The organism is Pararhodonellum marinum (assembly GCF_015354735.1).
GTDB lineage: Bacteria > Bacteroidota > Bacteroidia > Cytophagales > Cyclobacteriaceae > Pararhodonellum > Pararhodonellum marinum.
Map to the genome: position 1 here is coordinate 124,578 of NZ_JACEFJ010000003.1, position 26,037 is coordinate 150,614.

Consider the following 26,037-nt stretch of genomic DNA (forward strand, 5'->3'; position numbering starts at 1 on the left):
CTTTCACTAAAAATAGTCTATGCTTAGGTGAAATTATATGTTGATGAACTTCAATTCTTCTCAATTATTTAAAAATTACATTTACAAATTTAATCCGCTTGTATACAAACCAGTTATATCCAATGAATTAGGTTCCATAGGGACCAAAACAAATGGCCTAATCGATGGTTCAAACTGTATGTATAAAACTAAACCATTTGTAATGATGAAAAACTTGAAGTCACGTTTGGATAAATGTTTGAAGTTTTCCTTGGGTATTTTGACCGCCTTTGGAATGTATTCTTGTAGTTCTGATGATCCATTACCCATCATCCCTCAGCCCAATATAGTTGAAGTTGCTTCAGCCGATCCTAATTTTTCTATTTTAGTGACCGCAGTGGAATCAGCGGGATTGGTTGGAACCTTATCAGGGCCGGGGCCATTTACGGTATTTGCCCCAACCAATGATGCTTTTAACGATTTTCTTCAGGACAATGGGCTTTCAGCCAATGACTTGATTTCTAACGAGATGTTAGAAACCATACTTTTATACCATACAGTCCCTGGTTCAGTTCCAGGATCATCAGTGGTCGCTGGACCTGTAAGTACCGCTGCTGATATTCCATTCTTTGTAAGTGTTGACCCGGATGGGGATTTTTGGATCAATGGAGATACCCGTGTCACACAAACAGATGTCGCAGCCTCCAATGGTCTTATACATGTGGTCAATTATGTAATCACGCCTCCTACGCAGAATATCGCTGAAATTGCGATTGATGCCACGCAAGCTGGCACACCTGAATTCACCCAGTTGGTAGCGGCACTTTCGAGAGCTGATCTGGTTGGAGCCTTTCAAGAAGGTTTTGAGGATAACTTGACGGTTTTCGCACCCACAGATGCAGCTTTTGAGGCATTATATGAAGCATTGAATGTTCAAGGTATAGATGATATACCAATAGAAACTTTGACAGCTGTCTTACAATACCATGTGGTTCCAGCCAGGGCTTTTTCTCAGGACCTTAGAGAGGGTGCATCATTGCCTACTCTTTTGGATGGTCAGGAATTGACAGTTGATTTGGCCAATCTTCAAATCAATGATTCCGGCCTCATTCCGGAGGTTCTTAACCTGCACGCAACCAACGGTGTTATACACGCCATTGACCAAGTCCTATTGCCTCCAATGGAAGGAGAGGCACCAGTGGATGGGAGGATAACCTTGAATAACTCTGGAGCCAGTGCTTACTTAGCCACGGATATAGAAGGAGAGGGTATAGAGGCAGAGCTGGAAGAAAATAATCCTGACATACAATTGACCCTCGGTGGAAGGTACACTTTTATCAATAATGGGGGTTCCAACCATCCTTTGGATTTCAGAGACGGTGATGGCAATATCCTGTTAGCTCAAGGGGAGCAAACGGGAAGTTTTGAATCAGATGAGGCTGTTAATTTTGTGGTAGATGGAAATGAAGTGACATTTACCCTGACTGAAACACTTGCTGATGAAATCGCAGTTTATCGATGCACAGTTCACGGTGCGATGAACGGAAATATTATTGTGGTTGAATAGGTTGATTTTTATTAGGATATGGCTGGTGGCACATGCTTCCAGCCATTTTTTTTAAAGCATTTCCTGAAGCTGTCCAATTTTTTTACGAAGATTTTGAATTGCCGTCGCATATCGCTCATCCCATTCTCCCAATCGATCTGAAGACTTATTCTCAATTTCATATTGAATACCGGGTAGCATCCAACTGGCATAGCCACTGAAGGGATCTGTGGCAGCGTAAAGCGACTGGTACCAGGATCCAAAATACATGCCTTTCTCATCCAAAAAACTTTTTTCCAAACTGATCAATTGTTTGTTGATGCCATTAATTTTGGCCTTACTCAAAGTATTGTTTTGCAGGGCTTCATGGATAAGGTTGTGGGTTTTTTGGCTTTCTGTTTCCAGGTCTGCCAAAGCGGATTTCACTTTTTCAAAACCTCCAAATTGATCATCAAATGCCTTAACTCCTTTTTCTGCGTTTTCGAAATGGTTTTGTAGGTCCGTTGCATACCTTAATAAATCATAAGGGATCAAGGCTGCATTAGCAAGCCGAAGGGTCATAATACCTACCACTTGTTCAATGGCACCACCCATCGTAAAATCCGGATCGACAAATCTTTCATAAAAAGAAAAACTGTCATAATTGGTATGGTAGAGGGTAGGACCCCCTGACCCACCGCTTAAGGAAGGAATACCAGCATGCATGTAGAATGCGATATGGTCAGAACCTCCACCCAAATTTCCTATGGTAGGTGCCTCCTTTTCACCAGTCCATTTCTCATATACAGACTGCTCGGTGCCCGGCATTTTCACCTCTTTGGTGGCTTCAGTAATGAGGGTTTTGAGGGTAGGGGAAGCAGAGGCACCAAAGGTTTTTCCAGAAACCCCTGCATCAAAATTCAGGTAGGCAACTGCTTTGGCCTGCAATTCCTCTTTGAGTTGCTCGACCCATTCTGAGGATCCAATTACGCCGTGTTCTTCTGCATCCCAGTGTGCTATCAATATGCTTCTTTTCGGCTTTTTTCCTGCTTTAGCCATTTCCCCTAAAGTTTCACTCAAAGCCAGTAACATGGCTGTTCCGGAATTTGGGTCTGTCGCACCAAAAGCCCAGGCATCAAAATGGCAGCCCAAAATGACCCATTCATCTGGATATTCGCTTCCTTGAAGTGTGCCTACCACATTGTGAACCCGTACAAAATCCCTTTTTTGCTCCACCTTTAAGTGAACTTTCAATTCCGGACCTCCTTCCAATCTGTAAGTGAAAGGCAAGCCTCCTTGCCAACCTGCAGGCACAGCTTGCCCTGTCATGAGTTCCATGATGGGTTTGATGGACCCATAGGAGAGAGGAATTACGGGAATGGTATGGAGGTTAGCATCTTTGGGATCGATCCGTTTGATTTTCTTCTTGCCGTCAAGTGGTAATGCAGGTTCAAATGGTGTCAATGGGTCTCCGGTAAAATCCTCAGTCAGAAGAGATCCGCGCTGAATGCCACTTTCGTTGTAATAGACTCCTTCCGGATAAACCAAACCCCTGGCATAACCACTGTCACCCGGATCAGTGAAAATCAGCAAACCGGCTGCCCCTGCAGCTTCGGCAAACTTGGCTTTGTACCCCCTGAAGTTCCCACCGTAACGCGCCAGTACAATTTTGCCTTTGAGGTCTACCCCCATCTCAAGCAGTTTTTCAAAATCTGCTTTGGTCCCATAGTTGGCGTAGACAACCTCAGCGATTACCTCACCGGAACCGGAATAGGCATTCCATCCCTTCCATAGGTCAGGATGAGCAGAAAAAGGATCTTCTTCCAAAATGTATTCCTGCTGATTGAGGGGCATCCGAACGGGAGTCACCAGCGATACGGATGACTCGCCCGGTTCTTTGGAGAGATAGACATCATAGAGATAGGTCTGGGTATCCCAACCTGCGGACTTCATGGTTTTTACCAGATAGTCTTTTACCCTATCATTGGCAGGACTACCGGCCACATGCGGTTCAGCGGTGATGATCTGCAAGTGCTTTTTGAAACTTTCGAAATTGACTGCCTCCAAAAAATCTTTCTCTAGGGCCAGCTGTTGGGAGGTTTGGGTTTGGAAAAACCCATCCAAACTTTGGCAATTGCCGGCATGCAGGGAAAGCCCAACCAAAAGGATAGAAAGCAATTGTTTTTTCATGTAGATTTATTTTAATAAAGCTGAGATGGGAAATACCTTTTCACTGTCTTGTCCGACAATCCTTTTGGTTCGCAGGTAACGATTCAATTCATATTCATCGAAATCGGGGCTTTCCGGATCAAAACTACTGATCCGTACCCTTCCCCTGGAATGGATGAAAGATCGATCTCCGATCCACATCCCAACATGAATCACCTTTTCACTTTCTTCATCATTGCCCGGAACACCAAAAAACAACAAATCCCCCACCTGCAAGTTGTCCCAGTTTTTTTGATCATCTACCAATTCACCTTCATGCACTTGTTGAGAGGCATCCCTAGGAATGATTTGTCCATTTAAAAAAAAGATGGTTTTGGTAAAACCACTGCAATCAACCCCTTTGATAGAAGTGCCTCCCCAGAGATAGGGCAAGCCCATCATGCTTTTGGCTGTCTTGATCAGGTTGTCTGCCTCTGTGTTTCTTTCACTCAACCATACTTTTAGATCTTTTGTCTCATTTTTCCTGACCCAACCTTCACGACCATCTGGCAATTGGATGGCCCAATGCTTGTTGGAGGTTCCCATATTGAGGAAAAGGTTTCCGGCTGTCAGATCACTGACCATTTCAGTTTCATCTTCCTTGCTGTAAACTTGGCCTGTCATGGCCTCAAATACAAGCAAATCGGAAGTTAGCCATTTTCCCAACTCATGCTCGGACTTTAAGCTGATCCCTGCGGCATCCACCCAAGCAATGTAATCATCTGGGGTTTGCACCTGGAACCAATTGTCATCTTCTTTAAGGACCTTCAGGGGTGTGCCCATGATGGCTTGGGTGGCTAATTCTGCACTGTGCCTGGGTGAACTTCGGAGGTTGGCTACTGAAATGGTGACCAAAGCCCGTGTTTTGTCTTTTAGGTCAGCATGAGGAAGAATTTCAATGTGGTCTTCAAAATCAATACCCGCTTCATCCAACCTTGACAATAAAAGGTCATGGGCTTCAGGCAAATTGGTTTGACCGACCAATTTTCCTTTGTCCGTTTTTACTTCAAAAATCGCAACCCGTTTATCAGGTACAAATTCAGCTTCTGTATTGGAAATGATTTCACTGGCCACTTCAGATTTAATTTCATCACAAGCCAACAATCCCAAGCCAATTGATCCAAAAATTAAAACGGCAGATAGCGTATTGTATTTCAGCATAAACTTAGATGGAGTGTTTAAAATACAAAATCAAATGTAGATTTAATGGGTTAAGTTGAATGTGTCAATATTTTATAATCGTTTAGATGGACCCTATCTGAAAAATCATCAAAGTAACAGCGATGCATTATTTGACATTTTTTTCAAGACCTGGGTTCCTTTCAATAAACTCCTGATAAAGCTGAATATGCCTACTGGTCATTGGGATCTTATATCCATCAATAAAGACGTGTTTGATTTGGGTCTTGGTTTCAAATGGGTCTCCATCAGCTACCAACAAGGTGGCATTTTTTCCTACCTCAATGGAACCCAATTGGTCGGCTACGCCAAATATCTCGGCAGGATTGATGGTGACCGCCTTCAGTGCTTCCTCTTTGCCCAAACCATAGGCAGCAGCGAAGCCGGCATTAAAGGGAAGGTTTCTTACGTTTTCTGCATCATTGGTTCTGATGGCTACCTTGACACCCGCTTTGGCCATTTTTCCGGCATTGGCATAGGATGCATCGAAGCGATCGGATTCTCTGGTGGGAATGGAAAGCATAGGTCCTGTGATTACGGGAAGATTTGCCTCTGCGATTTTATCGGCCACTCTCCAGCCCTCTGCAACTCCGGTAAGGATAGCTTTGACTTCATTTTCTTTAATCCATTTGATGGCTTGTTCTATATCACTTGCAGCATTGACCTCGATAAGCATGGTCATTTCGCCGGAAACCGCTTTTGAAAGATGCTCCATTTCAGGATAATATTGAAGCTGTCCGCCTTTTTCTTTAAGAGCATGGTATTTTTTGGCATTTCCCCAAATCTCAGCAATATTCTTCATCGATTTTTCCGCATCTTTTTTGATGTCCTCTTCGCTTCTTCGATCATAAGTGCTTCTTCGTGCAGAAGAGGGAAAATTCATTACAAGGCCTTTAAAGCCCGCATACATTTGATCCGGAGTATAGCCATTGAGATTGATCAATGCAGCTGTGCCGGGAAAGATACCCCCTGAAGGTACCGCCAAGGTAGTGGTGACGCCGCTAACCCGGGTCACCGGTATAGCCACAGCATTAGGATTGACGGCAGTTAAAGCCTGCATGTTCGGCGTGACATCACCGATTTCTGCAAAATCCTGGGTTTCTGGTACAGAATTGACTTCCACCAAGCCGAGGCGGGTACCACCATCGAACATCCCAGGATAAATGTAATGGCCAGAACAGTCTATGACCGTCGCGCCATCACTGCTGAGGTTTTGACCTACCGCTTCAATTTTTCCATCATTGATCAGCACACTGCTTCCTTCCAGAATGCCTTGTGTCACGGTAACCACTGTGGCGTTTTGAAGCAGGAACTTGCCGCTTTGGGGTTTAAGGACTTCACCGTCAATCTGGGCTTGAGCCAGGAATGCCAAAAAACAACTGATTATGATTAAGCTTATTTTTTTCATGTTTTAATTCGTTAACTGTATTTGACAGCACTTAAGATCAATGGGTGTGACCAAAAAGGGTTCTACCGAAATTGGTAAAGAAAAAGTCCACATCCTGCATGCATTTGTGGTCATGTTCTTTCAGGTAAATGGGCTCCACCATTTCTGTGGCACTCACCTTTAACCTTTGGTCATCTTGATCTTCATTGATGTCAAAGTATTTCACTCCATCCACAAAAGTCATCTGAGGTACCGCATACACCGAAAGCGGATGTTCGTCAAAAACGACCAAATCTGCCTGTTTACCAACTTCAATCGAACCTACAAATTGTTCGATTCCAAGTTGTTTGGCAGGATTGATGGTGATCAAAGCCAAGGCTTCTTCATCACTCAGTTCTCCATACCGCTGGGTCTTGGCCGCCTCATGGTACAGGTGTCGGATGAGTTCACCCGAATCTGAATTGATGGAGGTGACCACCCCATTTCTGGTCAGGATGGCTGCATTGAAGGCCGTGCTGTAGTAAACTTCAAACTTGTAAGCCCACCAGTCAGCAAAAACGGAAGCCCCCATGGTATATGCTGCCAATTCAGGAGCGACTTTAAAGCCCTCGTTGACGTGGGAGAAAACGATATTCTTTATATCAAATTCTCTACAAACATTGATCAACATGTATATTTCATCTGCCCTGTAAGAATGGCAGTGAATGATGATCTGTCCATCCAATATATCTGCCAGTGTCTGCAATCGCGGGTCATATTTCGGCGGTACCGCGGTACTGTTTCTTTGCTTGGAGGCATTTTCGTAGTCTTTCCATGCTTTCTGGTACTGTTGAGCTTCTTTAAACCCATTTCTGATCACCGCTTCCACACCCATTCTTGTCCTTGGCTGTATACTTTTTCCTCGGCCATGGACTCTGGTGGGGTTTTCTCCCAAAGCAAACTTAATGGTTCGCGGTGCTTCTTTCATCAACAGGTCATCAGGATCGAAAGTACCGTAGCGATGTTTCAAGGTGATGTTTTGTCCGCCAATAGCATTGGCTGAGCCGTGCATGGCGTGAGATATGGTAACACCCCCAGCTAAAGCACGATAGATCGACACCTCAAAAGGATTGACCACATCTTCCATTTTTACCTCGGCGGTGATAGGGGAGGTGGCTTCGTTGACTGCATCGAGTGCGATGTGAGAGTGGGCATCAATGATCCCCGGCATCAGGTATTTGCCAGCCGCATTTATGGTGATGGTATTGGCAGGAGCATTAATTCCCTGTCCGATCCTGCGGATCACACCGTTTTCCACCAACACATCGGTGTTTTCCAATACCCCTTGTGTAATGGTCAACACGGTTGCATTTTTGATTAATACGCTTCCTTTTTTGGTTTGGGCAAATCCTGCATTGACAAGTAAAATCAAGCCTGCCAACAATAGGTATATGTTTTTATTCATGATCATCATAGTTTAATGGCGTTTTCTGGTACTTTAGTGGCATCCAAAGGAAAACTGCCAAATTCTGCCACAGACATACTTCCTGAGAATTCTTCCCCATCTACTTCTCCGGAAACTTGTATGGATAAGTTGTTTCCTTGAACATTCACTTCGAAACTGAAGGATAATTTGTTACCTGACAGACTGATTTCTTTCATTTCAGGCTTGAGGGTGCCAGAACCTGTAGGGTTATCCAAAGTGATGGTCCCGGTATAGTCATCCGCTACTTTGCTGAAATTCATTTCGCCCTCTGAGCTTCCGGCGGGTGTACTGGAAGTGTACCTCCACTTCCCTTCGATGGATACATCCCCATCACCGTTTTCTTTTTTCCCATTCTTCTTGGGCTTGATATCATAATCAAATAAATAACCATCGGCCAAGACATGTTTGATTTGGGCTTCTTCTTTGAAAAGGGTGTCAGTAAGGAGCACAAGATTGGCCAGTTTGCCTTTTTCTATCGTGCCGGCCATTTTTTCTATTCCCAGAATTTTGGCACCGTTGACAGTGAGGGCAGCTAAAGCAGCTGACTCAGATAATCCGTTCTCAATCATCAACCTGATGTTTTTGATCATGTCTCCGCTTTTGGCACCTTTGGTATGGAAGGCAAAAGGAATACCCGCATCCTCAAAAATACCAGCCTGTTTCAGAGATTTTTCATATGATTCTTTCACCCTGTCAATTCTTTTGGCTTGTTCTTCAGCATCCTCCTTAGGCTCCGATTTTGAGGCTTTGTCTTCAGGGAGCTGAAGCGAAAAGAGCACTTTCGCATTGGCGTCAATGAGGCTAGGAATCACTTCTTCTCCATCTTGCACACCGGCAAGTACAAGGTCAAAACCTAACTCTTTTTGAAGTTTGATGGCTCTCCTCATTTCTAACTCATTCGATACTTCAAAAATGATGGGAATGCTTTTGTCTAGGGTAGGGTAGAAGGCTTCGTAGGTTTTGTTCTTTGCCGGTCTCTTCAAGCCGGCATTGGAAGCAAAAAGATTTTCATGCCTGGAGGACAAGGTTGCATTTTGATAAATTTCACGAAATTTTGACATCACCCCCAATGTAGTTGCAGGATACATGCCTCTTGCTCCGGTGAATTTAGCCGATAAAGCAGTATTTTGGGCCAAAAGGTTCGGGTTATTGGGATCACCCAGGACTATGACGGAGGTTTTACCGGGTAACATACCTCCATCTGGGATCAATTGCGTAACTGTAAATCCAAGTTTTCTCCATTCCTCTATTTTACTGTTTTTTGCATCAAACTGGTCCATTACATTTCTGTAAGGGGTAATGCCTGCAAATTCATCAGCAGGATTAGAAGAATCAAAATCACTTGGCCTATTGGGCTCGTCAGGCTTGCTAACCCCCATGTCACCTGCAGGATCAATAAAACCCGCATAAACAAAAAGGGAATCTCCCTGAATTAATTGCGCTTCTGAAGGGATAGTGGGATTAGGGCCGATTTCATGGATAAGGCCATCTTTAATGATGATGGTGACTTTGGTCTGAGATTTTTCCGGGGAGGAAAACAAATTGGTATTGGTAATGGCATAGGCGGAAGAAACTCTTCTTTTTCCCGTATGGTCACTTTGTGCGACGGAAGAAAAAGTAAAGGTTAAACTACACCAAAACAACAGCAGAAACTGCTTGTAATTTTTAGTGGTAATGATCATAAATCGGATTAGTTGATTAAAAACTGGCTGTAATCTAAGAAAAGATTTGTGATGCTTAAACTTTATTTTTTCAAAATGACTTTATATAAGGAAGAGTGGTAGTTAACCCCTCGTAATTTTCCTGTATTTGTCTTACCGAAAAAGAAAAGATTCTAAATCCAAAAATTCTGACTAAATTTGAGTCTTTTTAAATTCGCATTTAACCACAATGAACAAAAATATCCTATTAAAAGAGTTGTTTACCAACATCAATAAAACCGGTGCAGTTACCTTTAGCTCAAGATCTTTGGTCAACAAAATGTTATCTTTTGCGGACTTTCAAGGCGCACGGACCATCGTTGAATTAGGAGGGGGTGATGGGAGCATCACAAGAGGAATTGTGGACAGAATGGATGCTGATGCGACATTATATGTTTTCGAAATTAGTGAGGCATTTTGTGAAAACCTAAAGGTCGAGTTTGCAAACAAAAACGTCATCGTCATTTGTGATTCCGCAGAACATATAGACCTGTACTTGGGTGATAACCAAGCCGATCTTATCCTTTCTTCTTTACCTTTCAGCCTGATTCCCAAAGAGGCCAGAAACGAGATTTATAGAAAGAGCAGTTCTTTTCTCCAGAAAAAAGGTCTTTTCATCCAGATATGTTATTCATATCTATTGAAATACCAATTTTCGAAACATTTCTATGACGTGAAAACTGCATTTACACTTAAAAACTTCCCGCCTACATTTATCATGGTTTGCCAGCCTACCCCTTAAACAAGAGTTAAGGTAAAAAGAGTGAATGTCCTTAGAACAGCCATATTGGAAATGGGAAGGAGGAGAGGTGCATCCACTTTCTGTCCTTCGGAGGTTGTGAGGTGGTTGTATCCGCAAGATTGGGAGCTTTTTATGGATGATGTAAAAACAGAAATGATGCTCCTTTACCAAGAAGGGCTCATTTTGGTAAGTCAGAATGGACAACCCATCAAAACTAACTCTTTGCCAAAAGGTCCGGTTAGGATCAAACTTGCACCATAACGTGATAGTCTGCTGTAAGAAATTCATCAGGAACTGTAAGACAGTTAAACCAATTGGTCTATTTTTAGGTTGGGTTTTTATTGAAGATTTGTGAATTCTAGTTTTCCTAAAATATACAGTCCACCTATAAATATACAAAACATGGAGACCTTACCCCTAACAGAAGTCAACATACCGGATGGTATGGAAGTAGCCACGCTTGGTTCGGGGTGCTTTTGGTGCATCGAGGCCATCTATCAGCGATTGGTTGGTGTCATGGGAGTGAAGTCAGGTTATAGCGGGGGATTTGTAGAAAACCCCACTTACAGAGATATTACGACAGGGACTACCGGACATGCTGAGGTAATTCAGTTTTTTTATGATCCCAAGATCATTTCTTTTCAGGAGATTTTGGAAATCTTCTGGGCCACCCATGATCCCACGACTTTGAACAGACAAGGGGCTGATGTGGGACCTCAATACAGGTCTGCCATATTTTTTCACCATGAAAGCCAAGAAAAAGACGCCATTTATTTAAAAGATAAACTTCAAAAATCAGGTGCTTTTGATAAAGCCATAGTGACAGAAATCACCCCTTTCTCCAATTTTTATGAGGCAGAAAATTATCATCAGAACTATTATCAGAACAATAGTTCCGCGCCTTATTGCCAATTTGTAATTAAACCAAAGTATGATAAATTCAAAAAAGTATTTGAAGAAAAGCTGAAGGCTGACTGAGCTATTTTTCCAGTATTTTGGTTTTATCCACTTTCAATGTATTGTAAATCAGCGTCTCCAGAAAAGCCCTAACACTACTTTCTTTCTCGTTATTGATTTCAGTAAAGGGCTTAAAGTATTTAGAGAAAAAATATTGTTCATAGGTGGTTTCCAACAAATTAATTGCCAAGGCCTTGGGGAAAGGATATTCATCGTTGACTTCTATGAAAATATCCGCGATGGATTTGATCAACCTGCTGTAACTTTCAAAGAAGCCGTCCTGACTTTCCTTCATCGCCTTTTTGGTTAAGTAGGCTTTGGAAGACTCTGAAATTACTATATCATGTAAGTCTTCTACATTGATATTGGAAATTTTTGGGGAAGCTTTTTTTATGTCGGTTACAACATCCAGTAGCCTATCAAGTTTTTCTTCGGGATTTTTTATGTGATTGGTTGAGAATTCAATCTTTAAGGCAAGGATGTCCCAATAGCAGGAGGTAAGGTAAATCAGGAGGTTGTGTTTGTTTTCAAAATAGCGATAAATGGAAGATTCATTGGTCTCTAGTGCGCAGGCGAGTTTTTTGAAATTAAAATCTTCCAACCCAAGGTCCTGGATGAGTAATATACTCTGTTCAATAATCTTGAGACCCAAAGAAGAGGTCTCCGGGTTTTTAATAAATAGATTCGGGTTATTGGGGTAATGTATGTTGAGTTCCATTGTGGGGGATTATCTGCTTTTACTATTCAATTTTGTTCCTGCATTTCATACGATGGTCTTTTGATTTTTCGGATCGTTTTTCTTGTAATGACCATGGTCAAATCATAATAAGCCACAAAAAGCAAAATCACACAGACCAGATACAACGCTTGGAAGTCAAAGCTCAAAAAAGCCTTACCACCAATCAATCCTCCGAAAATATAAAAACCCAGGATGGCAAATCGAAGATAAAGTCTGTCTTTCAACACTTTGGTGTTGGTAGTACTTGGATGAAGCCATTGGGAAATTTCTGCTCCTAAGTCAGTAAAAAGACCAGTTACGTGCGTGGTTTTGACTATTCCGCCTGATATGGTGGACACCATACCGTTTTGAAGTCCCATGCAAAAGAGCAAACCAGCAATCATAAATTCCGTTTCCCTTAAGGTTTCCTGGTAGTATTGATGTCCATAGATGGCTATGGCAAGCAAAACGATAATTTCCAGCAGTACAGGAACCGAATGGGAAAAATAAGTGCCTTTTTTGGCAACTGAAGTGATCAAGTAATTAGATAAGAAAGCGCCAAACAAAAATAAAAACAGCCAAATGAATACCACGAAAACCTGGTGCCAATGACCTTTCACTATTTCTTCAGCAAAAATGGCCACATGTCCTGTTACATTCGATGTGAAAGCAAAAAATGCAATTACACTGATTACATTGGTCATTCCTGCTGCAGTAGCTGTGGTACCGGCCAACAGTAAGTTATCTCCTGTTGTTCTTTTTTCTCTTCCTTTGCTGAGCATTAAGATTTCCTCTTGAAAGTAAGCTTGGCTATTCCTCTGGTTTCCATACCGATATCGAAATTCAAAATCATTTCATTGTGGTTGAGTTCCTTGATATCATATCTTTCTTCCTTACCATTGGGGTAAGTCAATTTTAAAATATGGCCCCGTCCCTTGATTACATAATCCGCCACAGTTACCAATTCATTGTCCTTATGAAATTCAATTTTTCTACCATCTTTAAACACCCATTTTTCTGCCTCATGCTTGATGATTTTGGAAAGGTCGTAATAAAATAAGGGAAGGTCGTCTGCTTTTTCATACGACCACTCCAATTCCTGCCAATCACCTAAAATTAACTTCTCAGGATTGTCTGAACTCAATGACAAAAATATCACAGCAGTCACCAAAAATACAGGGATAGAATATATAAGACCTTTTAAGAGCATAACAATTTTACTTTTTAAAATGGTAGTATTACTTTCACTTACCAATTTAAAGTTAACCAAAACCATGCCTCAAAGGTTTCTTTTTTTGGTATTTATTTTTAATACGGTGGTAAATTTTATCATATTCGCAGAAATTTCTCTTTTATTTTGATTTTTCAGAATAAATTTTTAAAATCAGAATTTAATTTCATAATCACGAACTATTGATACAAGTGCGAGTTCAAACATGATTCATTTTTATCCCCACTTTGAGGTATTTATCTCTTTTTCTTCCTTTCATGATTAATAAAACAACCTCAGATTTCTTTTTAACACAATAAACTGAGCAAATGATTGGTAGTAAACAGGTATAGCCTTCAAGTATTTATCCATACCCAATGATCAATCGAATAAGAGCGAAGACACAAAAACGGCAATTTGCAAAGGTAGGTAAACAAGTAGCCAAGAATTTTTTGTAAATTTGACTGACTTTTACCAACAAATATTTCGTATCGATGAAAAGAACCAGGGCACAGGAATCAAGGTCAGCAATAGAAAAACTCTACATTACCATGAGACACCTTTTTATGAGAGGATCCTACAAACCCATGGGTGTTTCGGGAGAATCTTTGGTTAGTTCCCTATTGGTATTGAGTCCGGAAATATACGGTTTAGTCATCGATGATGAAAAGGTGGAATTGGATGGCTTATTGTATGTGATGGAGCGTTTGCCCAGGGGCATAGAAGAATGTCGTTTTGTGAGGTTAATCAGCCGCGAGGGATATGAAAATTCAGATTTTGAAACGTTGATCCCTGCCAAAAGAAAGCGAAACTGCTACAGGGTGGATAAGGATCAGATGTATGTGGAAATGACGAGGGGCAAATCTGACATCTATGATATCTTGACACACCTTACTTTTTTGTACATCGAATCAGAAAAAATCAGGACAAACAGCACCGACCACAAGGGTAGGATTAACTTGAATTGGGAAATGTTGGCCAAAATAGTGGAAAAGGAAAATCAGGGGGAGGAGTTTGACGAAGAAGCGGCCTGTTCTTACCTGAGCCACATCACAGGCCGTACCTTTGATGAAACCCATCAGGCTGTCAAAAAATTCGAAGCATCCCATAATCCCAACAGCCTGTTTTCCATAGTTTATCATTTAGGTAAGTTGGCCATGGATGAAGTCACATTTGAGGCGGACAGGGAGATTTATTTTTCCGCCACCCTACGGGAACGGGTGGGACATCATGTCTACGGAGAGCTTTGGGCCAACCGGATCAAGCAGGTGTTGGAAGAAGAGGATTTGATCCACCGACCCATCCACATCATCAGTGCCAATCTCCACAGCATCCTGAATACCATTTACGGCCATCAGTTATTGGGTTTGGATTCATTTGAGGCCATTGAAAAAGTGGCTTCAGAAATCAGTGTTGGCGCAAAGAAAAACAAATCAAAGGAAATTTTTACTTATGCCCATAAAAACGGCTTCATCGACTTGCCCGATTTATCTGGAACGAATATAGGTGTACAAATCTTTGATACTGCCCGCATGTCCAAGGAAACTGTATTGCCTGGATGTAAAATTCCTGAGGAGGCTGCTAAAAAACCTGTAATCATTGTGATGGATTATGCTTTTGGCGAACAGGCATATGAGTGTTTTGACGAGCTTTTAAAACCTTTTGAAACGGAAGGAAAGTCCATCGCATTGGATGTGGTGTCGGCTTCTATCATGGGCAAAGCAGGGATTTTGACTGGAAGTAAGGGTGATATCATGATACCGAATAGCCATGTTTTTGAAGGTACTGCCGACAATTATCCATTCAAAAACGAATTGAAATCCAGTGATTTTGAAGGATATGGTTTAGGCGTTTATGAAGGACCAATGATTACTGTTCTGGGTACCTCCCTGCAAAACAAAGATGTATTGAGTTACTTTATGGAATCTTCCTGGAAGGCTGTAGGACTCGAAATGGAGGGAGCTCATTACCAGAAAGCCATCCAATCGGCCAGTAAAATCAGAAACAGCATACGAAAAACAGTCAAGGTCCTGTATGCCTACTATGCTTCCGACAATCCGCTCGAAACCGGCGGCACCCTCGCTTCAGGTGCTTTGGGGATGGAAGGAGTTAGACCTACTTACCTGATTACCTACAAGATTCTGAAAAAAATATTCGATTGAGCAAGGTTGATTTTAAGCTGCCTCAATTTAAGAGCAGCAATCAGGTGGTTTTTCTTTTTAAAAAGGGTAAAAGGAAATGGATTTTGCCTTTCAACTTTTAAAAACACTTTTTAAAAGATATACTTTTGGTTACTCTTGATTTAAGTCCCTTGCTATAATCTCCGTCACCATGAACATTTCGTCCAAGTCTAGAATGATGAAGGAAAGCTTTAATGCTTTCACCTATATATCTTTTCTGATTTTCTGATTCACCTATTTTTATCTTTGCGCTTTCTCCTTCGTGCCTTTTACCGGAATTTTTCTAAAATGGTTTACCGCATAGGAAATCACAAAGATTTGAATTCTGACTTCACAATACGTCTCCAATTTTTCCAGATCTCAATTGTTAATGGTTCTTTCATACCGCAGACTAATACGGGAAGCTTCTTCTTTAATATTGATAGCGAAATTCTATGTGGACTAGGCAACTGCGTGGTTAAGAAAATTAACCTGAAATCCTTCAACAAAACACTGAACTGTCTTAAAATGATTTAATTCCTAAATTCTTAAGGGTTTAATCCATTCCTCCATTTAAATTTTCAAAAATAGTATTTAATCATTTTTAAATATGACTTATGTCATGAAAATGAGCGGTTTATCGACCTATCTTTACTCAATCAAATCTACATTCAAACAAATATGATACATTATCTCCGACAGTTTAGCCTAATAATATTGGTCTGTTTTGCGATTGGCCAAGTGCTGGCACAACAATCTTTTGAATTGAGTGGTGAGCCCAAACTCAAAATTTCCGGAACCTCAACCCTTCATGACTGGGACATGGTCTCCAATCAGGCAAAGGGAAAAGGGAAATTTACATTAGAAGACAACAAGATCCATCAGGTGAGGGACTTAAGCATTGAAATGCCAGCTGAAAGTATCAAAAGCGGTAAAAATGGCATGGACAAAAATGCTTATGCGGCACTCAAAACCAAGAACCATAAAACTGTCACTTTCAAATTGACAGATTGGAAATCCAATGGGGGGCAGTATCAAGCGACAGGAGACTTCACCATAGCCGGAAAGACGAGATCGGTGACCTTCCCTGTCGACACCGAGTTCAGTGGTGAAAACATCCTAATTAAAGGCAGCCACGATTGCAAATTGACAGATTTTGATATTGATCCGCCAACTGCCCTCTTGGGAACCGTCAAGACAGGCAACGATGTAACCATCCATTTTGAAGTTTTATTTAAACCATTATAAATATTTAACACCATGAACAAAGGACTTTTATTTAGTATTGTGTTTTTCAGCATCACCGTTGCTGGATTCAGCCAGGGGCTTCAAAGGGACATGCAGTTCTGGAGACCTTATGATCAAAGGGGTGTCAATGTTTTTGAAACCGGAAAAGCAGACTCTGTTGCCTATGAGGGCATGCGGGTAAGAATCGGGGGCCACTTTACACAACAATACCAGAACATCAGCCATTCCAACACCTCCGAGGCGGTATTGAATGCCAACGGTGTCAATACCAATCAACTGATGGAAATTGGTTCCGGAACAAATCTAGCCACCGCCAATCTCAATATCGACGTGATCTTGGCAGATGGTATCAGGTTAAACCTGATCACTTACCTATCTTCCAGACACCACCCTGAGGCTTGGGTCAAAGGTGGATATATTCAAGTCGATAAGTTGCCATTTTTCGGTAATCCGGAGTGGTTTAGCAAATACCTTACCTTACGGGTCGGGCACATGGAAATCAACTATGGTGATGCCCACTTCAGAAGAACTGACAACGGAAATGCGATGTGGAACCCTTTTGTTGGAAACTACATCATGGATGCCTTTACCACAGAAGTTGGGGCTGAACTGTTTTTCCAAAGCAATGGCTGGTTGGCCATGGCAGCCGTGACAGGAGGAGAAATCCAAGGAGGAATTACCAACCCACAGGCCCGCCGAAACAATTTTATTGGTAAATTTGGGTATGATAATGTAGTTGCCGAAGATCTTCGGGTAAGATTAACGGGTTCTATTTACACCACTCCGGGTTCCAACAGGAATACGCTTTGGGGTGGAGACAGGACAGGTTCCAGGTATTATTGGGTCATGGAGAATACCTTGGCTTCCGTTTCGGGGAATTTCACCTCAGGAAGATTCAATCCCAACCAAACGGACAATATCACTGCTTGGGTGATCAACCCATTCATCAAATACAAAGGTTTGGAATTCTTTGGTAACTTTGAGCAATCCACGGGTTCCACTGCCGCCGAAACAGAAAACAGAACTTGGAATCAATTGGGATTGGATCTAATGTACCGGTTTGGTAACCAAGAGAAGTTTTATGTTGCTGGTCGATACAATGAGGTCAATGGGCCGCTTTCAGGATCCAATCTTGAGGTTAGTATAGACCGTATCCAAGTAGGTGGAGGCTGGTTTGTCACCAAAAATATCCTGGCCAAAATCGAGTATGTAAACCAAAATTATAGCGGATTTGCCTCCACAGATATCAGAAATGGAGGAAGGTTCCATGGACTGATGATTGAGGGAGTAGTAGGCTTCTAAGGCCTCTATTAAATTGTCCAACTGCGATTATCCACTTAAATGTCTCTTTTCCTATGAATTTGATTCTGATCCTAGTTTGGTTGATTGTGGGGGTCTCCACTGAAGCAGTGGTAGAAAGCAAGATTGTCATTGAAGAAAAAATGATTGCGGTCGAGGGCCAAACCTCCATTGGAGGCTTTAACTGCAAATATGTGGAAAAAGGATATGACACGCTGTTTGTGGATTTTGAAAACCAGAAAGTTCCCGATCTGATATTTGATATTTTGGTGGATGATTTTGGATGTGGCAATTTTATTTTGAATAGGGATTTCAAAAAGACGATCAAATCAAAGGAATTTCCCAAAGCCAGGGTAAGGGTTCGAAACCTGATGACCAAGAAGGGGAAATATTACTGTGATCTGAGTGTCAATATGGTGGGTAAGCGGTTGGATTTCGAAGACCTCGAGTTGGAAAGGGTATCTGAAGGGGTAAAAACCCACTTAGTGCTGGGATTCTCCGATCTCGGTTTGGAAACCCCCAAAAAAATGGGTGGATTGATCAAAGTAGAGGAGGAGCTTCATCTGGAATTGATCCTGGGTTTTTCAACCCACTAATGATCTAGGTCACCAACCTATGCCATAATCATCACCATGATTGCTCGATCCTCCCCAAAAAGTGCCATGTTGCCAATCAAACCAGATGGCATTGATGGGTCCTGAGGTACGGTTCTGAAAATCCATTTTATAACCCATGCCCTTTAACTCCCTTCTGACCCAGGAGGGAGTTTCACTTTGTAGTGTGATGGCTCCCGGTCTGACTTCATGCTCGCCAAAAGAACTTTGCATTTGGTAGGAATTGATGTTGGCGGCTTCTGCAGCCTCTTGGACACTCATATCAAATTCCACTATGTTCAGAAAAAATTGAAGTAAATTTTGGTCTTGGGTGTCACCTCCCTGAACAGCAAAAGAAAGAAAGGGTTTTCCGTCTTTAAGCGCCAGGCTTGGGGTGAGGGTTACTCTTGGTCTTTTTCCTGGATTGACCACATTGAATGGGTTGAGACTTTGGTCCAATACAAAGCTTTGCATCCGCTGCGAAAGCCCAACACCTGTATTTCCGGCAATCACCGCAGGAATCCAGCCTCCACTCGGTGTGATGGAAACCACCCAACCTTCCTTGTCCGCAGCTTGTACCGTGGTCGTTCCACGCCAAAAAGCCTCCAAGAACGCATCATCCAGACCTGAAATGGGTTCATTAGACCGATTGAATGCCCGGCTTTCATTTTGAACTTCCAATAGATCTCTGAAAGGATTGACTTCATTCTGGAAGGGGTAAGGGTCTCCCGGGCCAATTTTTTCATTGTTTTTGTCCTTCAAAATCAATTTTGCCCGGTCTTTCGCATATTCTTTGGAGAGTAAACCCTTCATGGGGCTCCTGGGTGAAAAATCAGGATCTCCATAGTAGAAATCACGGTCTGCGAAAGCAAGACTCATGGCCTGATACACCGTGTTGATGTATTGGGACGAATTGTAACCCATGTTCTTCAGATCAAAATTCTCAAGGATATTCAGGGATTGCAGCAAAGCTGGCCCCTGTGTCCATTCCTTCAGTTTATATACTTCAATTCCTTTGTATTCGATGCTAAGTGGCTCTTCAATTTTCACATTCCATTTGGCCAGGTCCTCTAGGGTAAACAGGCCATCCTGTTCCTGAACCGATCTTACTATTTCTTCTGCTATATCACCTGTGTAAAAGCGATCATAGGCTGCTTGTAAGGCTTCTGTTCTACTCTTTCCCTCGTCTAAGGCCTTTTTCTCAGCCTCCACCAATTGGGATAAAGTTTGGTACAGGTCCTCCTGAACAAATACTTCACCGGCATGTGGCGCCTCCCTTTCTTCCCCCAAATGCGGCAGAAAGACTTTTTTAGAGTAACTCCATGCTTTGATTTTATCTTTGTTTTTTTCTATGGCATCAGCAGTTTGAGCATCAATGGGATATCCTAGGGCCATTTCCATAGCCGGGGCCAAGACCTCAGCGAGTGATAAGGTGCCGAACTCTGAAAGCATGGTAATGAGGCCACCTACTGTACCGGGGGTGGTAGCGGCCAAGGGCCCAAATTCTGGAGGATAAGGCATGCCTTTTTCCTGAAAAAATTCGGGTGTAGCACCAGTGGGAGCGACTCCCAGGGCATTGATGGCCACTACTTGTTTGGTATTCGGGTTGTAAATCAAGGCTTGGGTTTCCCCTCCCCAGCTCAACACATCCCACATGGTGCAAGTGGCAGCCAGCATGGCACAGGCGGCATCTACCGCATTACCACCTTTGGCAAAGGTTACTGCTCCTGCCGTGGCAGCCAGCGGCTTTCCGGTTATGGCCATCCAGTGTTTACCATGGAGCACAGGCTTTTGGGTGGTTTGGGCGGTAGCCCCTAAAAAAATCAAAAAAAAGGGCAAACTGCTCAAAAAGGATTTTATCGTTTGGATAAGAGGCGCTTTCATTATTTTAAACTTTAGTGGTATTGCATTTTTACTTAATTAAAAGAAAAATCCAATTTATTTCAGGATGGAATTTTTAATTTAAATATATAATTTCATCTTTACATCAAAACTTAATGAAAGATTTTTTCTTATACATAATGGCTACACTATACGTGATGGCAGGCATCATGCACTTTGTAAAGCCAAAAGTATATCTCAGAATAATGCCTCCATATCTTCCCAATCCCAAACTCCTCAATAAAATTGCTGGTTTGGCGGAGATTATTTTGGGATTAGGTTTGTTACATGAGTCTACGAGGAGCCTGGCGGCCTGGGGTATCATCCTTTTATTGGTTGCTGTTTTCCCGGCAAACTTGTACATGTACCAGAAAAAATCAAAAGGAATCCCGGAATGGGCATTATTGATCCGTCTGCCATTACAATTGGTATTGATTTTCTGGGCTTATTTATACACATAAAAAAAAACACATTGAATTTCGACCGTTTTAATTTTGAAACATCACTCCAGGAAGGCCTGGATGCCATGGGTTTTGAAAAACCCACCCCAATCCAAGAAGAGGCCATACCGGCCTTAATGGATGGTAAAGACCTGATTGCCTGTGCACAGACAGGAACAGGAAAAACCGCAGCTTTTATCTTGCCTATCCTGCATAAAATTGCACAAAGCGGTTCCACTAAATTAAACACCCTTATCCTGGCGCCGACACGCGAATTGGCCATACAAATCGACCAACAGATTCAGGGTTTTGCCTATTTCTGTGGCATCAGCTCCATCCCGGTGTATGGAGGAGGAGACGGAATTGTATGGGAACAACAACGCAAGGCCTTGGAATTGGGGTCCGAAATAGTGGTGGCGACCCCAGGTAGGTTGATTGCACTGCTGGCCGGTGGAAAAATGGACCTCAGTTCTCTTCAACATTTGATCTTGGATGAAGCCGACCGCATGATGGACATGGGTTTCTCTGAGGATATTCTAAAGATTGTGAATTACCTGCCAAAAGACAGGCAAACCATCCTTTTTTCAGCTACCATGCCTCCCAAAATCAGGCATTTTGCCAAACAGATTTTAAGAAATGAGCCTGTAGAAATCAACATTGCCTTAGGAAAAACAGCAGAAGGGGTAACCCAATCTGCGTATTTGGCCTATGATTCCCAAAAAGAGGAACTGGTCACTCATATCTTATCTCAAAAAGAATATGAGGCCGTCATTATTTTTGCCTCTACCAAAGAAAAAGTAAAGAGCCTACACAAAGTCCTGAGAAAGAAATTCCAAGTGGAAGCATTTCACTCTGATTTAGAGCAAGTTGAAAGAGAGCAGATTATGTCTGACTTTAAGAATAAATCGCTCAAGATCTTGGTAGGAACCGATATCATCTCGAGAGGAATAGATGTGGTGGGGATAGAATTGATAGTCAATTATGATACACCCAACGATCCTGAGGACTATGTGCATCGGGTAGGAAGAACCGCTAGAGCGGATAAAACCGGGGAAGCCATCACGTTTATCAATGACAAGGACCGATATAAATTTAACCGCATAGAAAGTCTGATTGGTATGGAGGTGACCAAATTGCCCCTTCCGGAAGGATTTATGGAAGGTCCGTCCTATCAGAGTAATGGTAAGAGTTCTGGAGAGAAACGTCCGTCAGGCAATAACTTCAAGAAGGGTAAAAAGCGTTTTGGAGGAAACAAAAAAGCAGGAGCTCATTCACAGTCGAGGCCACAAGACATTCAGCCTTCAAAATCCTCTCATGGGGATAGCCCAAAACCTGCAACTCAACCTAAATCACAGCATTCAGGCTCTAAATTTAGGAGCAGAAAAAACATCAATGAATAGCTGCTTAGCTTAAGTCAGTTGCCTCCCAACCGAAAGTCTTGATCATGTGGAGAAAATACTCAGGTAGGGGGGCTTGGATGGAAATTTCAATGCCACTTAAGGGATGATTAAATTGCACCTGCCAGGCATGCAACAACAAATTATCCAGTCCATAATTTATCCTGAAGAAGCGGTTCTGCCTGGTTTCTCCGTGGGTTGAATCTCCGATGATATAATTCCTTTCATGCGCAAAGTGGCGTCTGATCTGATGCATGCGTCCTGTATGCGGAAATGCCTTTACCAAACTATACCGGCTTGTGTCGTACCTAGGGGTGGATGAAAGCGGGATCTCTACCTGATTCAGTTGCCAAAAACTGGTTTGGGCTTCCTGTAAGGATCCGGTCAAGTTTTTTTTCAAAGGGTAGTCGATGGTGCCAGATGCTTTTTTCATGTATCCCCGCACCAAGGTTAGGTAATACTTTTCGATGTGCTTTTCGTCAAAATAGGTGCGCATCAGTCCTGCAACTTCTGAAGATTTGGCAAACATCAGGATACCGGAAGTGGGCCGGTCAATGCGGTGAAGCAAGTACACCTTTTGGTTGATTTGTTCACGCAAAACCTGAACTGCAAAACCCGCTTTGATATCACCGGCCAGCTTGCTTCTATGGACCAGCATACCCGCAGGTTTGTTTACCAACACCAAATCTTCATCCTCGTAGAGTATTTCCAACATTTGTTCCACAGTTCGGGCCGATTTAAATCATTTTATTGATGGTAGGTCATTTCATTTTATTGGTTTCACGCAAAGACGCAGAGACGCAAAGGTTTATTGTTATTGTGGCCAAGGCCGTTGTGTGAAACTTTTTTTGCTGAAAAAAATAGGAACTGAATTTAGAAGATGGTGCCTGAACCAATTGCTTCTGCTCCATCGTACCAGGCTACGAACTGACCCGAGGCGATGCCTTTTTGGGCTTGTTCGAAAAGCACATAGAGGCCATTTTCCTTCATGATCAGCGTGACGGGACTCAGGGCTTGTCTGTACCGGATCCTACCTGAATAAGTAGCCGTAGTACCAGGCTCAAGCCGCAAATCCTCCCGGATCCAATGTACATCCGATTTGGGCACAAACAGCCCGTAGCGCAACAGTCCTGGATGGGTTTCACCCAGTCCGGTATAGATGTTGTTTACCACAGTATCTGTTCCGATCACAAACAAAGGCTTGCCGGTGCCACCCACCTGAAGGCCTTTTCTTTGGCCTACCGTAAAATAATGGGCGCCGTTGTGTTCCCCAATCTGCTTTCCCTGATCTGCATGATAATGCAGGGGCATGCAAATGGCATCCAGTGTTTCCTGATCAAAGTCTTGGGGGGAAACCCCAGCGGGAACCGTTTTCTCTGCATACAGGGGAAGGTCCTCAGGAATCACGATGATCTTGCCTTTTTTGGGCTTCAGCTGTTGCTGTAAAAAATCAGGGAGTCTGACCTTGCCGATAAAGCAGAGGCCCTGACTGTCTTTTTTGTCAGCGGTAACCAAATCCTGTTCTTTGGCGATCTTCCTGACTTCTGATTTTTGGAGGTGCCCTATGGGGAAAAGAGCCTTTGAAAGTTGTTCCTGATTCAACTGGCACAGAAAATAGCTTTGGTCCTTATTGGCATCCGCACCAGCCAAGAGTCGGTAAACGGTCTTTCCATCCACTTCCAATTCGCCCCTTTGGCAATAATGCCCGGTAGCCACATAATCGGCTTTGAGTTTCTGGGCAGCTTTCAGAAAAATATCGAATTTGATTTCCCTGTTGCACAGAATGTCCGGATTGGGGGTACGCCCAGCCTTGTATTCGGCAAACATATAATCCACGATGCGTTTTTGGTAATCCGCACTCAGGTCTATGGCCTGAAAGGGGATGCTCAGTTTTTCGGCCACCAACATGGCATCCGTGCTGTCTTCCATCCAGGGGCATTCATTGGAAATGGTGACAGACTCATCATGCCAGTTTTTCATAAACATGCCGATGACCTCATAGCCCTGTTCCTTCAGGAGGTAGGCGGTGACCGAACTGTCCACTCCGCCTGATAGTCCTACTACAACTCTTTTTTTTGTGTTCATAAATTCGAAATGATCATGGGTTCAAGGCCCGTGAGTTTTCTGTAAAGTTCCAACAAAAAGCAGGAACCAATTGGTTCGTAAAAGTAGGGAATTCCCTAAGCACATCCCCTTTCAGTTAGAAGCAAACCCAAAAAAATCAGCCACAAAGACGCAAAGGCACAAAGAATTGTATAAAAAAAACCTTGGTGTCTTGGTGCCTTCGTGGCAAAAAAATAAATACCCATTTGTGCCGGGGCAAAAAAATCAGCCACAAAGACGCAAAGGCACAAAGAATTGTATAAAAAAAACCTTGGTGTCTTCGTGCCTTCGTGGCAAAAAAATAAGTACCCCTTTGTGCCGGGGCAAAAATCAGCCACAAAGACGCAAAGGCACAAAGAATTGTATAAAAAAACCTTGGTGTCTTCGTGCCTTCGTGGCAAAAAAATAAGTACCCATTTGTGCCGGGTCAAAAAAATCAGCCACAAAGACGCAAAGGCACAAAGAATTGTATAAAAAAAAACTTGGTGTCTTCGTGCCTTCGTGGCAAAAAAATAAATACCCATTTGTGCCGGGGCAAAAAAATCAGCCACAAAGACGCAAAGGCACAAAGAATTGTATAAAAAAAACCTTGGTGTCTTCGTGCCTTCGTGGCAAAAAAATAAGTACCCCTTTGTGCCGGGGCAAAAAAATCAGCCACAAAGACGCAAAGGCACAAAGAATTGTATAAAAAAAAACTTGGTGTCTTCGTGCCTTCGTGGCAAAAAAATAAGTACCCATTTGTGCCGGGTCAAAAAAATCAGCCACAAAGACGCAAAGGCACAAAGAATTTATAAAAAAAACCTTGGTGTCTTCGTGCCTTCGTGGCAAAAAAATAAGTACCCATTTGTGCCGGGGCAAAAAATACATGCAACTAAAGCCCAAATGAAATATCTTAGTGTCTCCGTGGCAAAATAAATCAGCATTTAAACCATGAAACTATGCTTACAGCAATATTGACCTCCCTTTTTGAAAGGGAACTTGAAAAGTTAAAAACTGAAATAGCTGCCTATCCATCCGAAGAAGGGCTATGGACCGTTTCTGGCGACATCAAAAACCCGGGTGGCAATCTTTGCCTGCATCTGCTCGGCAACCTGAATGCCTACATCGGAGCTGAAATCGGTAAAACAGGCTATGTCAGAAACAGAGATGGAGAATTTTCGAAAAAAAATGTGCCCAGATCCTTGCTGCTATTGGAAATTGACCAAACAAAGGAAATGGTTTCAACCATTCTGAAAAAGCTTTCAGAGGCAGACCTGGAAAAACCTTTTCCCATTGAAGTGTTGGGTTATCCTATGACCAATGCCTATTTCCTGACCCATATCCTGTCACACTTTTCCTATCACCTCGGGCAGATCAATTACCATAGGAGGTTATTGGAAAAACAGATAAACTGAAAAACAGTGAGATGAAGGAGCTCAGTATAATCGTATCAAACCAGCTGACTAAGCCTTATCCAGTTGCTTTTCAAACCGGTCCAAAACCTCCTGCAGCAGTTTTACTTTTTGTTCGGTACGGTTGTTGGCATTGAGGGAGTTGCCTCTTTTGTTTCCGGTATCCGCCGCGATTTGGAGGGATTGTCTTCTTAAAAGGTCCTGGTTTTTGTTCCGCATTTCCCTGGTCCTTTTGATATTGCTTTTGAGTGTTTTCTCATCAAGTTTCCTGACATTTTCAGTAAGACTGGCATTGAACATTTCAAGCTCTGCGGCATTGCAGATCTGTCGGGCATGGGATCGGTTGTAGGCCATGGGTTTAAAAGTTTGTTAAGTGAATATATACAATCAACTTTCAATTTAAGGATAGCCGACTGCATTTTAAAGGAAACAGGGAGATTAAATCCTTTTTGAAGA

23 protein-coding genes are annotated in these 26,037 nt (G+C 42.5%); 11 read left to right on the top strand and 12 right to left on the bottom strand.

Annotation, left to right across the window (positions count from 1 at the left end; all coding sequences use genetic code 11):
* Positions 1-202: 202 nt before the first annotated feature.
* Positions 203-1,546: a fasciclin domain-containing protein gene (locus H1A14_RS07670; protein WP_194775652.1), complete on the top strand. Its 1,344-nt coding sequence runs from the start codon at positions 203-205 to the stop codon at positions 1,544-1,546.
* A gap of 51 nt (positions 1,547-1,597) precedes the next feature.
* Here the strand turns inward: H1A14_RS07670 and H1A14_RS07675 are convergent, their stop codons facing one another.
* The 5 genes from H1A14_RS07675 to H1A14_RS07695 form a co-directional block, all read right to left on the bottom strand.
* Entirely contained in the window at positions 1,598-3,694 is a 2,097-nt protein-coding gene (locus H1A14_RS07675; protein WP_194775653.1) for a M28 family peptidase, read from the bottom strand.
* 6 nt (positions 3,695-3,700) lie between these two features.
* Positions 3,701-4,873: an NlpC/P60 family protein gene (locus H1A14_RS07680; protein WP_194775654.1), complete on the bottom strand. Its 1,173-nt coding sequence runs from the start codon at positions 4,871-4,873 to the stop codon at positions 3,701-3,703.
* Positions 4,874-5,000: 127 nt separating this feature from the next.
* On the bottom strand, positions 5,001-6,299 hold the full coding sequence (locus H1A14_RS07685) for an amidohydrolase family protein (protein ID WP_194775655.1): 1,299 nt from the start codon (positions 6,297-6,299) through the stop codon (positions 5,001-5,003).
* 37 nt (positions 6,300-6,336) lie between these two features.
* Positions 6,337-7,722, bottom strand: a complete 1,386-nt coding sequence (locus tag H1A14_RS07690) for an amidohydrolase (protein ID WP_194775656.1) — start codon at positions 7,720-7,722, stop codon at positions 6,337-6,339.
* Between the two features lie 5 nt (positions 7,723-7,727).
* Positions 7,728-9,425, bottom strand: coding sequence for an amidohydrolase family protein (locus H1A14_RS07695; protein ID WP_194775657.1), 1,698 nt, complete (start codon positions 9,423-9,425; stop codon positions 7,728-7,730).
* A gap of 208 nt (positions 9,426-9,633) precedes the next feature.
* On the opposite strand from H1A14_RS07695, the gene H1A14_RS07700 reads away from it, so the two are divergent.
* The 3 genes from H1A14_RS07700 to msrA all read left to right on the top strand — a co-directional run bounded on the left by H1A14_RS07700 (position 9,634) and on the right by msrA (position 11,163).
* On the top strand, positions 9,634-10,185 hold the full coding sequence (locus H1A14_RS07700; protein WP_194775658.1) for a class I SAM-dependent methyltransferase: 552 nt from the start codon (positions 9,634-9,636) through the stop codon (positions 10,183-10,185).
* Positions 10,186-10,206: 21 nt separating this feature from the next.
* Positions 10,207-10,446 carry a DUF3253 domain-containing protein gene (locus H1A14_RS07705; RefSeq protein WP_317174858.1) on the top strand — a complete coding sequence of 80 codons (240 nt, stop codon included), beginning with the start codon at positions 10,207-10,209 and terminating at the stop codon, positions 10,444-10,446.
* A 141-nt stretch (positions 10,447-10,587) separates the two neighbouring features.
* On the top strand, positions 10,588-11,163 hold the full coding sequence (msrA, locus tag H1A14_RS07710) for a peptide-methionine (S)-S-oxide reductase MsrA (protein WP_194775659.1): 576 nt from the start codon (positions 10,588-10,590) through the stop codon (positions 11,161-11,163).
* Between the two features lies 1 nt (position 11,164).
* On the opposite strand, the gene H1A14_RS07715 is transcribed toward msrA, so the two are convergent.
* Genes H1A14_RS07715 through H1A14_RS07725 form a run of 3 tightly spaced genes read right to left on the bottom strand, consistent with a single transcriptional unit; the run spans position 11,165 to position 13,070 of the window.
* Entirely contained in the window at positions 11,165-11,860 is a 696-nt protein-coding gene (locus H1A14_RS07715; RefSeq protein WP_194775660.1) for a TetR/AcrR family transcriptional regulator, read from the bottom strand.
* Positions 11,861-11,886: 26 nt separating this feature from the next.
* A complete protein-coding gene (locus H1A14_RS07720; protein ID WP_194775661.1) occupies positions 11,887-12,642 on the bottom strand; it encodes a YoaK family protein in 756 nt (251 codons plus the stop codon).
* Positions 12,642-13,070, bottom strand: a complete 429-nt coding sequence (locus H1A14_RS07725; RefSeq protein WP_194775662.1) for a hypothetical protein — start codon at positions 13,068-13,070, stop codon at positions 12,642-12,644. The genes H1A14_RS07720 and H1A14_RS07725 overlap by 1 nt, the downstream gene beginning before the upstream one ends.
* 494 nt (positions 13,071-13,564) lie before the next feature.
* Here H1A14_RS07725 and H1A14_RS07730 point away from each other — a divergent pair, with 494 nt between their 5' ends.
* From H1A14_RS07730 to H1A14_RS07745, 4 genes are all read left to right on the top strand, one after another.
* The gene (locus H1A14_RS07730; protein ID WP_194775663.1) at positions 13,565-15,232 is read left to right on the top strand and encodes a DUF6909 family protein; all 1,668 of its coding nucleotides are present in this window, start codon (positions 13,565-13,567) and stop codon (positions 15,230-15,232) included.
* A gap of 678 nt (positions 15,233-15,910) precedes the next feature.
* Positions 15,911-16,477, top strand: a complete 567-nt coding sequence (locus H1A14_RS07735; protein WP_194775664.1) for a YceI family protein — start codon at positions 15,911-15,913, stop codon at positions 16,475-16,477.
* A 12-nt stretch (positions 16,478-16,489) separates the two neighbouring features.
* Positions 16,490-17,779 (top strand): hypothetical protein, encoded by a 1,290-nt coding sequence (locus tag H1A14_RS07740; protein WP_194775665.1) that lies wholly within the window; start codon positions 16,490-16,492, stop codon positions 17,777-17,779.
* A gap of 53 nt (positions 17,780-17,832) precedes the next feature.
* Positions 17,833-18,372, top strand: a complete 540-nt coding sequence (locus H1A14_RS07745; protein ID WP_194775666.1) for a hypothetical protein — start codon at positions 17,833-17,835, stop codon at positions 18,370-18,372.
* Between the two features lie 9 nt (positions 18,373-18,381).
* Here H1A14_RS07745 and H1A14_RS07750 read toward each other — a convergent pair whose 3' ends face one another.
* Entirely contained in the window at positions 18,382-20,133 is a 1,752-nt protein-coding gene (locus tag H1A14_RS07750; protein ID WP_194775961.1) for a gamma-glutamyltransferase family protein, read from the bottom strand.
* Between the two features lie 257 nt (positions 20,134-20,390).
* Here H1A14_RS07750 and H1A14_RS07755 point away from each other — a divergent pair, with 257 nt between their 5' ends.
* Together H1A14_RS07755 and H1A14_RS07760 are read left to right on the top strand one after the other, a co-directional pair.
* The gene (locus H1A14_RS07755) at positions 20,391-20,711 is read left to right on the top strand and encodes a DoxX family protein (protein ID WP_317174860.1); all 321 of its coding nucleotides are present in this window, start codon (positions 20,391-20,393) and stop codon (positions 20,709-20,711) included.
* Positions 20,712-20,722: 11 nt separating this feature from the next.
* Positions 20,723-22,090, top strand: a complete 1,368-nt coding sequence (locus H1A14_RS07760; protein ID WP_194775668.1) for a DEAD/DEAH box helicase — start codon at positions 20,723-20,725, stop codon at positions 22,088-22,090.
* 4 nt (positions 22,091-22,094) lie between these two features.
* Here the strand turns inward: H1A14_RS07760 and H1A14_RS07765 are convergent, their stop codons facing one another.
* Both H1A14_RS07765 and mnmA read right to left on the bottom strand, forming a co-directional pair.
* Positions 22,095-22,802 carry a pseudouridine synthase gene (locus H1A14_RS07765; protein ID WP_194775669.1) on the bottom strand — a complete coding sequence of 236 codons (708 nt, stop codon included), beginning with the start codon at positions 22,800-22,802 and terminating at the stop codon, positions 22,095-22,097.
* Between the two features lie 158 nt (positions 22,803-22,960).
* A complete protein-coding gene (gene mnmA, locus H1A14_RS07770) occupies positions 22,961-24,172 on the bottom strand; it encodes a tRNA 2-thiouridine(34) synthase MnmA (protein ID WP_194775670.1) in 1,212 nt (403 codons plus the stop codon).
* A 956-nt stretch (positions 24,173-25,128) separates the two neighbouring features.
* Here mnmA and H1A14_RS07775 point away from each other — a divergent pair.
* Entirely contained in the window at positions 25,129-25,584 is a 456-nt protein-coding gene (locus H1A14_RS07775; RefSeq protein ID WP_194775671.1) for a DinB family protein, read from the top strand.
* A 48-nt stretch (positions 25,585-25,632) separates the two neighbouring features.
* Here H1A14_RS07775 and H1A14_RS07780 read toward each other — a convergent pair whose 3' ends face one another.
* Positions 25,633-25,935: a hypothetical protein gene (locus H1A14_RS07780; protein ID WP_194775672.1), complete on the bottom strand. Its 303-nt coding sequence runs from the start codon at positions 25,933-25,935 to the stop codon at positions 25,633-25,635.
* Positions 25,936-26,037 lie beyond the last annotated feature (102 nt).

Excerpts from the sequence above, each read along its gene's own strand:
- H1A14_RS07755 (WP_317174860.1), top strand. The coding sequence starts at position 20,391 with ATGGCTACACTATACGTGATGGCAGGCATCATGCACTTTGTAAAGCCA.
- msrA (WP_194775659.1), top strand. The coding sequence starts at position 10,588 with ATGGAGACCTTACCCCTAACAGAAGTCAACATACCGGATGGTATGGAA.
- H1A14_RS07695 (WP_194775657.1), bottom strand. The coding sequence starts at position 9,425 with ATGATCATTACCACTAAAAATTACAAGCAGTTTCTGCTGTTGTTTTGG.
- mnmA (WP_194775670.1), bottom strand. The coding sequence starts at position 24,172 with ATGAACACAAAAAAAAGAGTTGTAGTAGGACTATCAGGCGGAGTGGAC.
- H1A14_RS07690 (WP_194775656.1), bottom strand. The coding sequence starts at position 7,722 with ATGAATAAAAACATATACCTATTGTTGGCAGGCTTGATTTTACTTGTC.
- H1A14_RS07725 (WP_194775662.1), bottom strand. The coding sequence starts at position 13,070 with ATGCTCTTAAAAGGTCTTATATATTCTATCCCTGTATTTTTGGTGACT.
- H1A14_RS07700 (WP_194775658.1), top strand. The coding sequence starts at position 9,634 with ATGAACAAAAATATCCTATTAAAAGAGTTGTTTACCAACATCAATAAA.
- H1A14_RS07685 (WP_194775655.1), bottom strand. The coding sequence starts at position 6,299 with ATGAAAAAAATAAGCTTAATCATAATCAGTTGTTTTTTGGCATTCCTG.
- H1A14_RS07735 (WP_194775664.1), top strand. The coding sequence starts at position 15,911 with ATGATACATTATCTCCGACAGTTTAGCCTAATAATATTGGTCTGTTTT.
- H1A14_RS07715 (WP_194775660.1), bottom strand. The coding sequence starts at position 11,860 with ATGGAACTCAACATACATTACCCCAATAACCCGAATCTATTTATTAAA.
- H1A14_RS07675 (WP_194775653.1), bottom strand. The coding sequence starts at position 3,694 with ATGAAAAAACAATTGCTTTCTATCCTTTTGGTTGGGCTTTCCCTGCAT.
- H1A14_RS07720 (WP_194775661.1), bottom strand. The coding sequence starts at position 12,642 with ATGCTCAGCAAAGGAAGAGAAAAAAGAACAACAGGAGATAACTTACTG.
- H1A14_RS07730 (WP_194775663.1), top strand. The coding sequence starts at position 13,565 with ATGAAAAGAACCAGGGCACAGGAATCAAGGTCAGCAATAGAAAAACTC.
- H1A14_RS07750 (WP_194775961.1), bottom strand. The coding sequence starts at position 20,133 with ATGGCCATAACCGGAAAGCCGCTGGCTGCCACGGCAGGAGCAGTAACC.
- H1A14_RS07780 (WP_194775672.1), bottom strand. The coding sequence starts at position 25,935 with ATGGCCTACAACCGATCCCATGCCCGACAGATCTGCAATGCCGCAGAG.
- H1A14_RS07745 (WP_194775666.1), top strand. The coding sequence starts at position 17,833 with ATGAATTTGATTCTGATCCTAGTTTGGTTGATTGTGGGGGTCTCCACT.
- H1A14_RS07740 (WP_194775665.1), top strand. The coding sequence starts at position 16,490 with ATGAACAAAGGACTTTTATTTAGTATTGTGTTTTTCAGCATCACCGTT.
- H1A14_RS07670 (WP_194775652.1), top strand. The coding sequence starts at position 203 with ATGATGAAAAACTTGAAGTCACGTTTGGATAAATGTTTGAAGTTTTCC.
- H1A14_RS07765 (WP_194775669.1), bottom strand. The coding sequence starts at position 22,802 with ATGTTGGAAATACTCTACGAGGATGAAGATTTGGTGTTGGTAAACAAA.
- H1A14_RS07680 (WP_194775654.1), bottom strand. The coding sequence starts at position 4,873 with ATGCTGAAATACAATACGCTATCTGCCGTTTTAATTTTTGGATCAATT.
- H1A14_RS07775 (WP_194775671.1), top strand. The coding sequence starts at position 25,129 with ATGCTTACAGCAATATTGACCTCCCTTTTTGAAAGGGAACTTGAAAAG.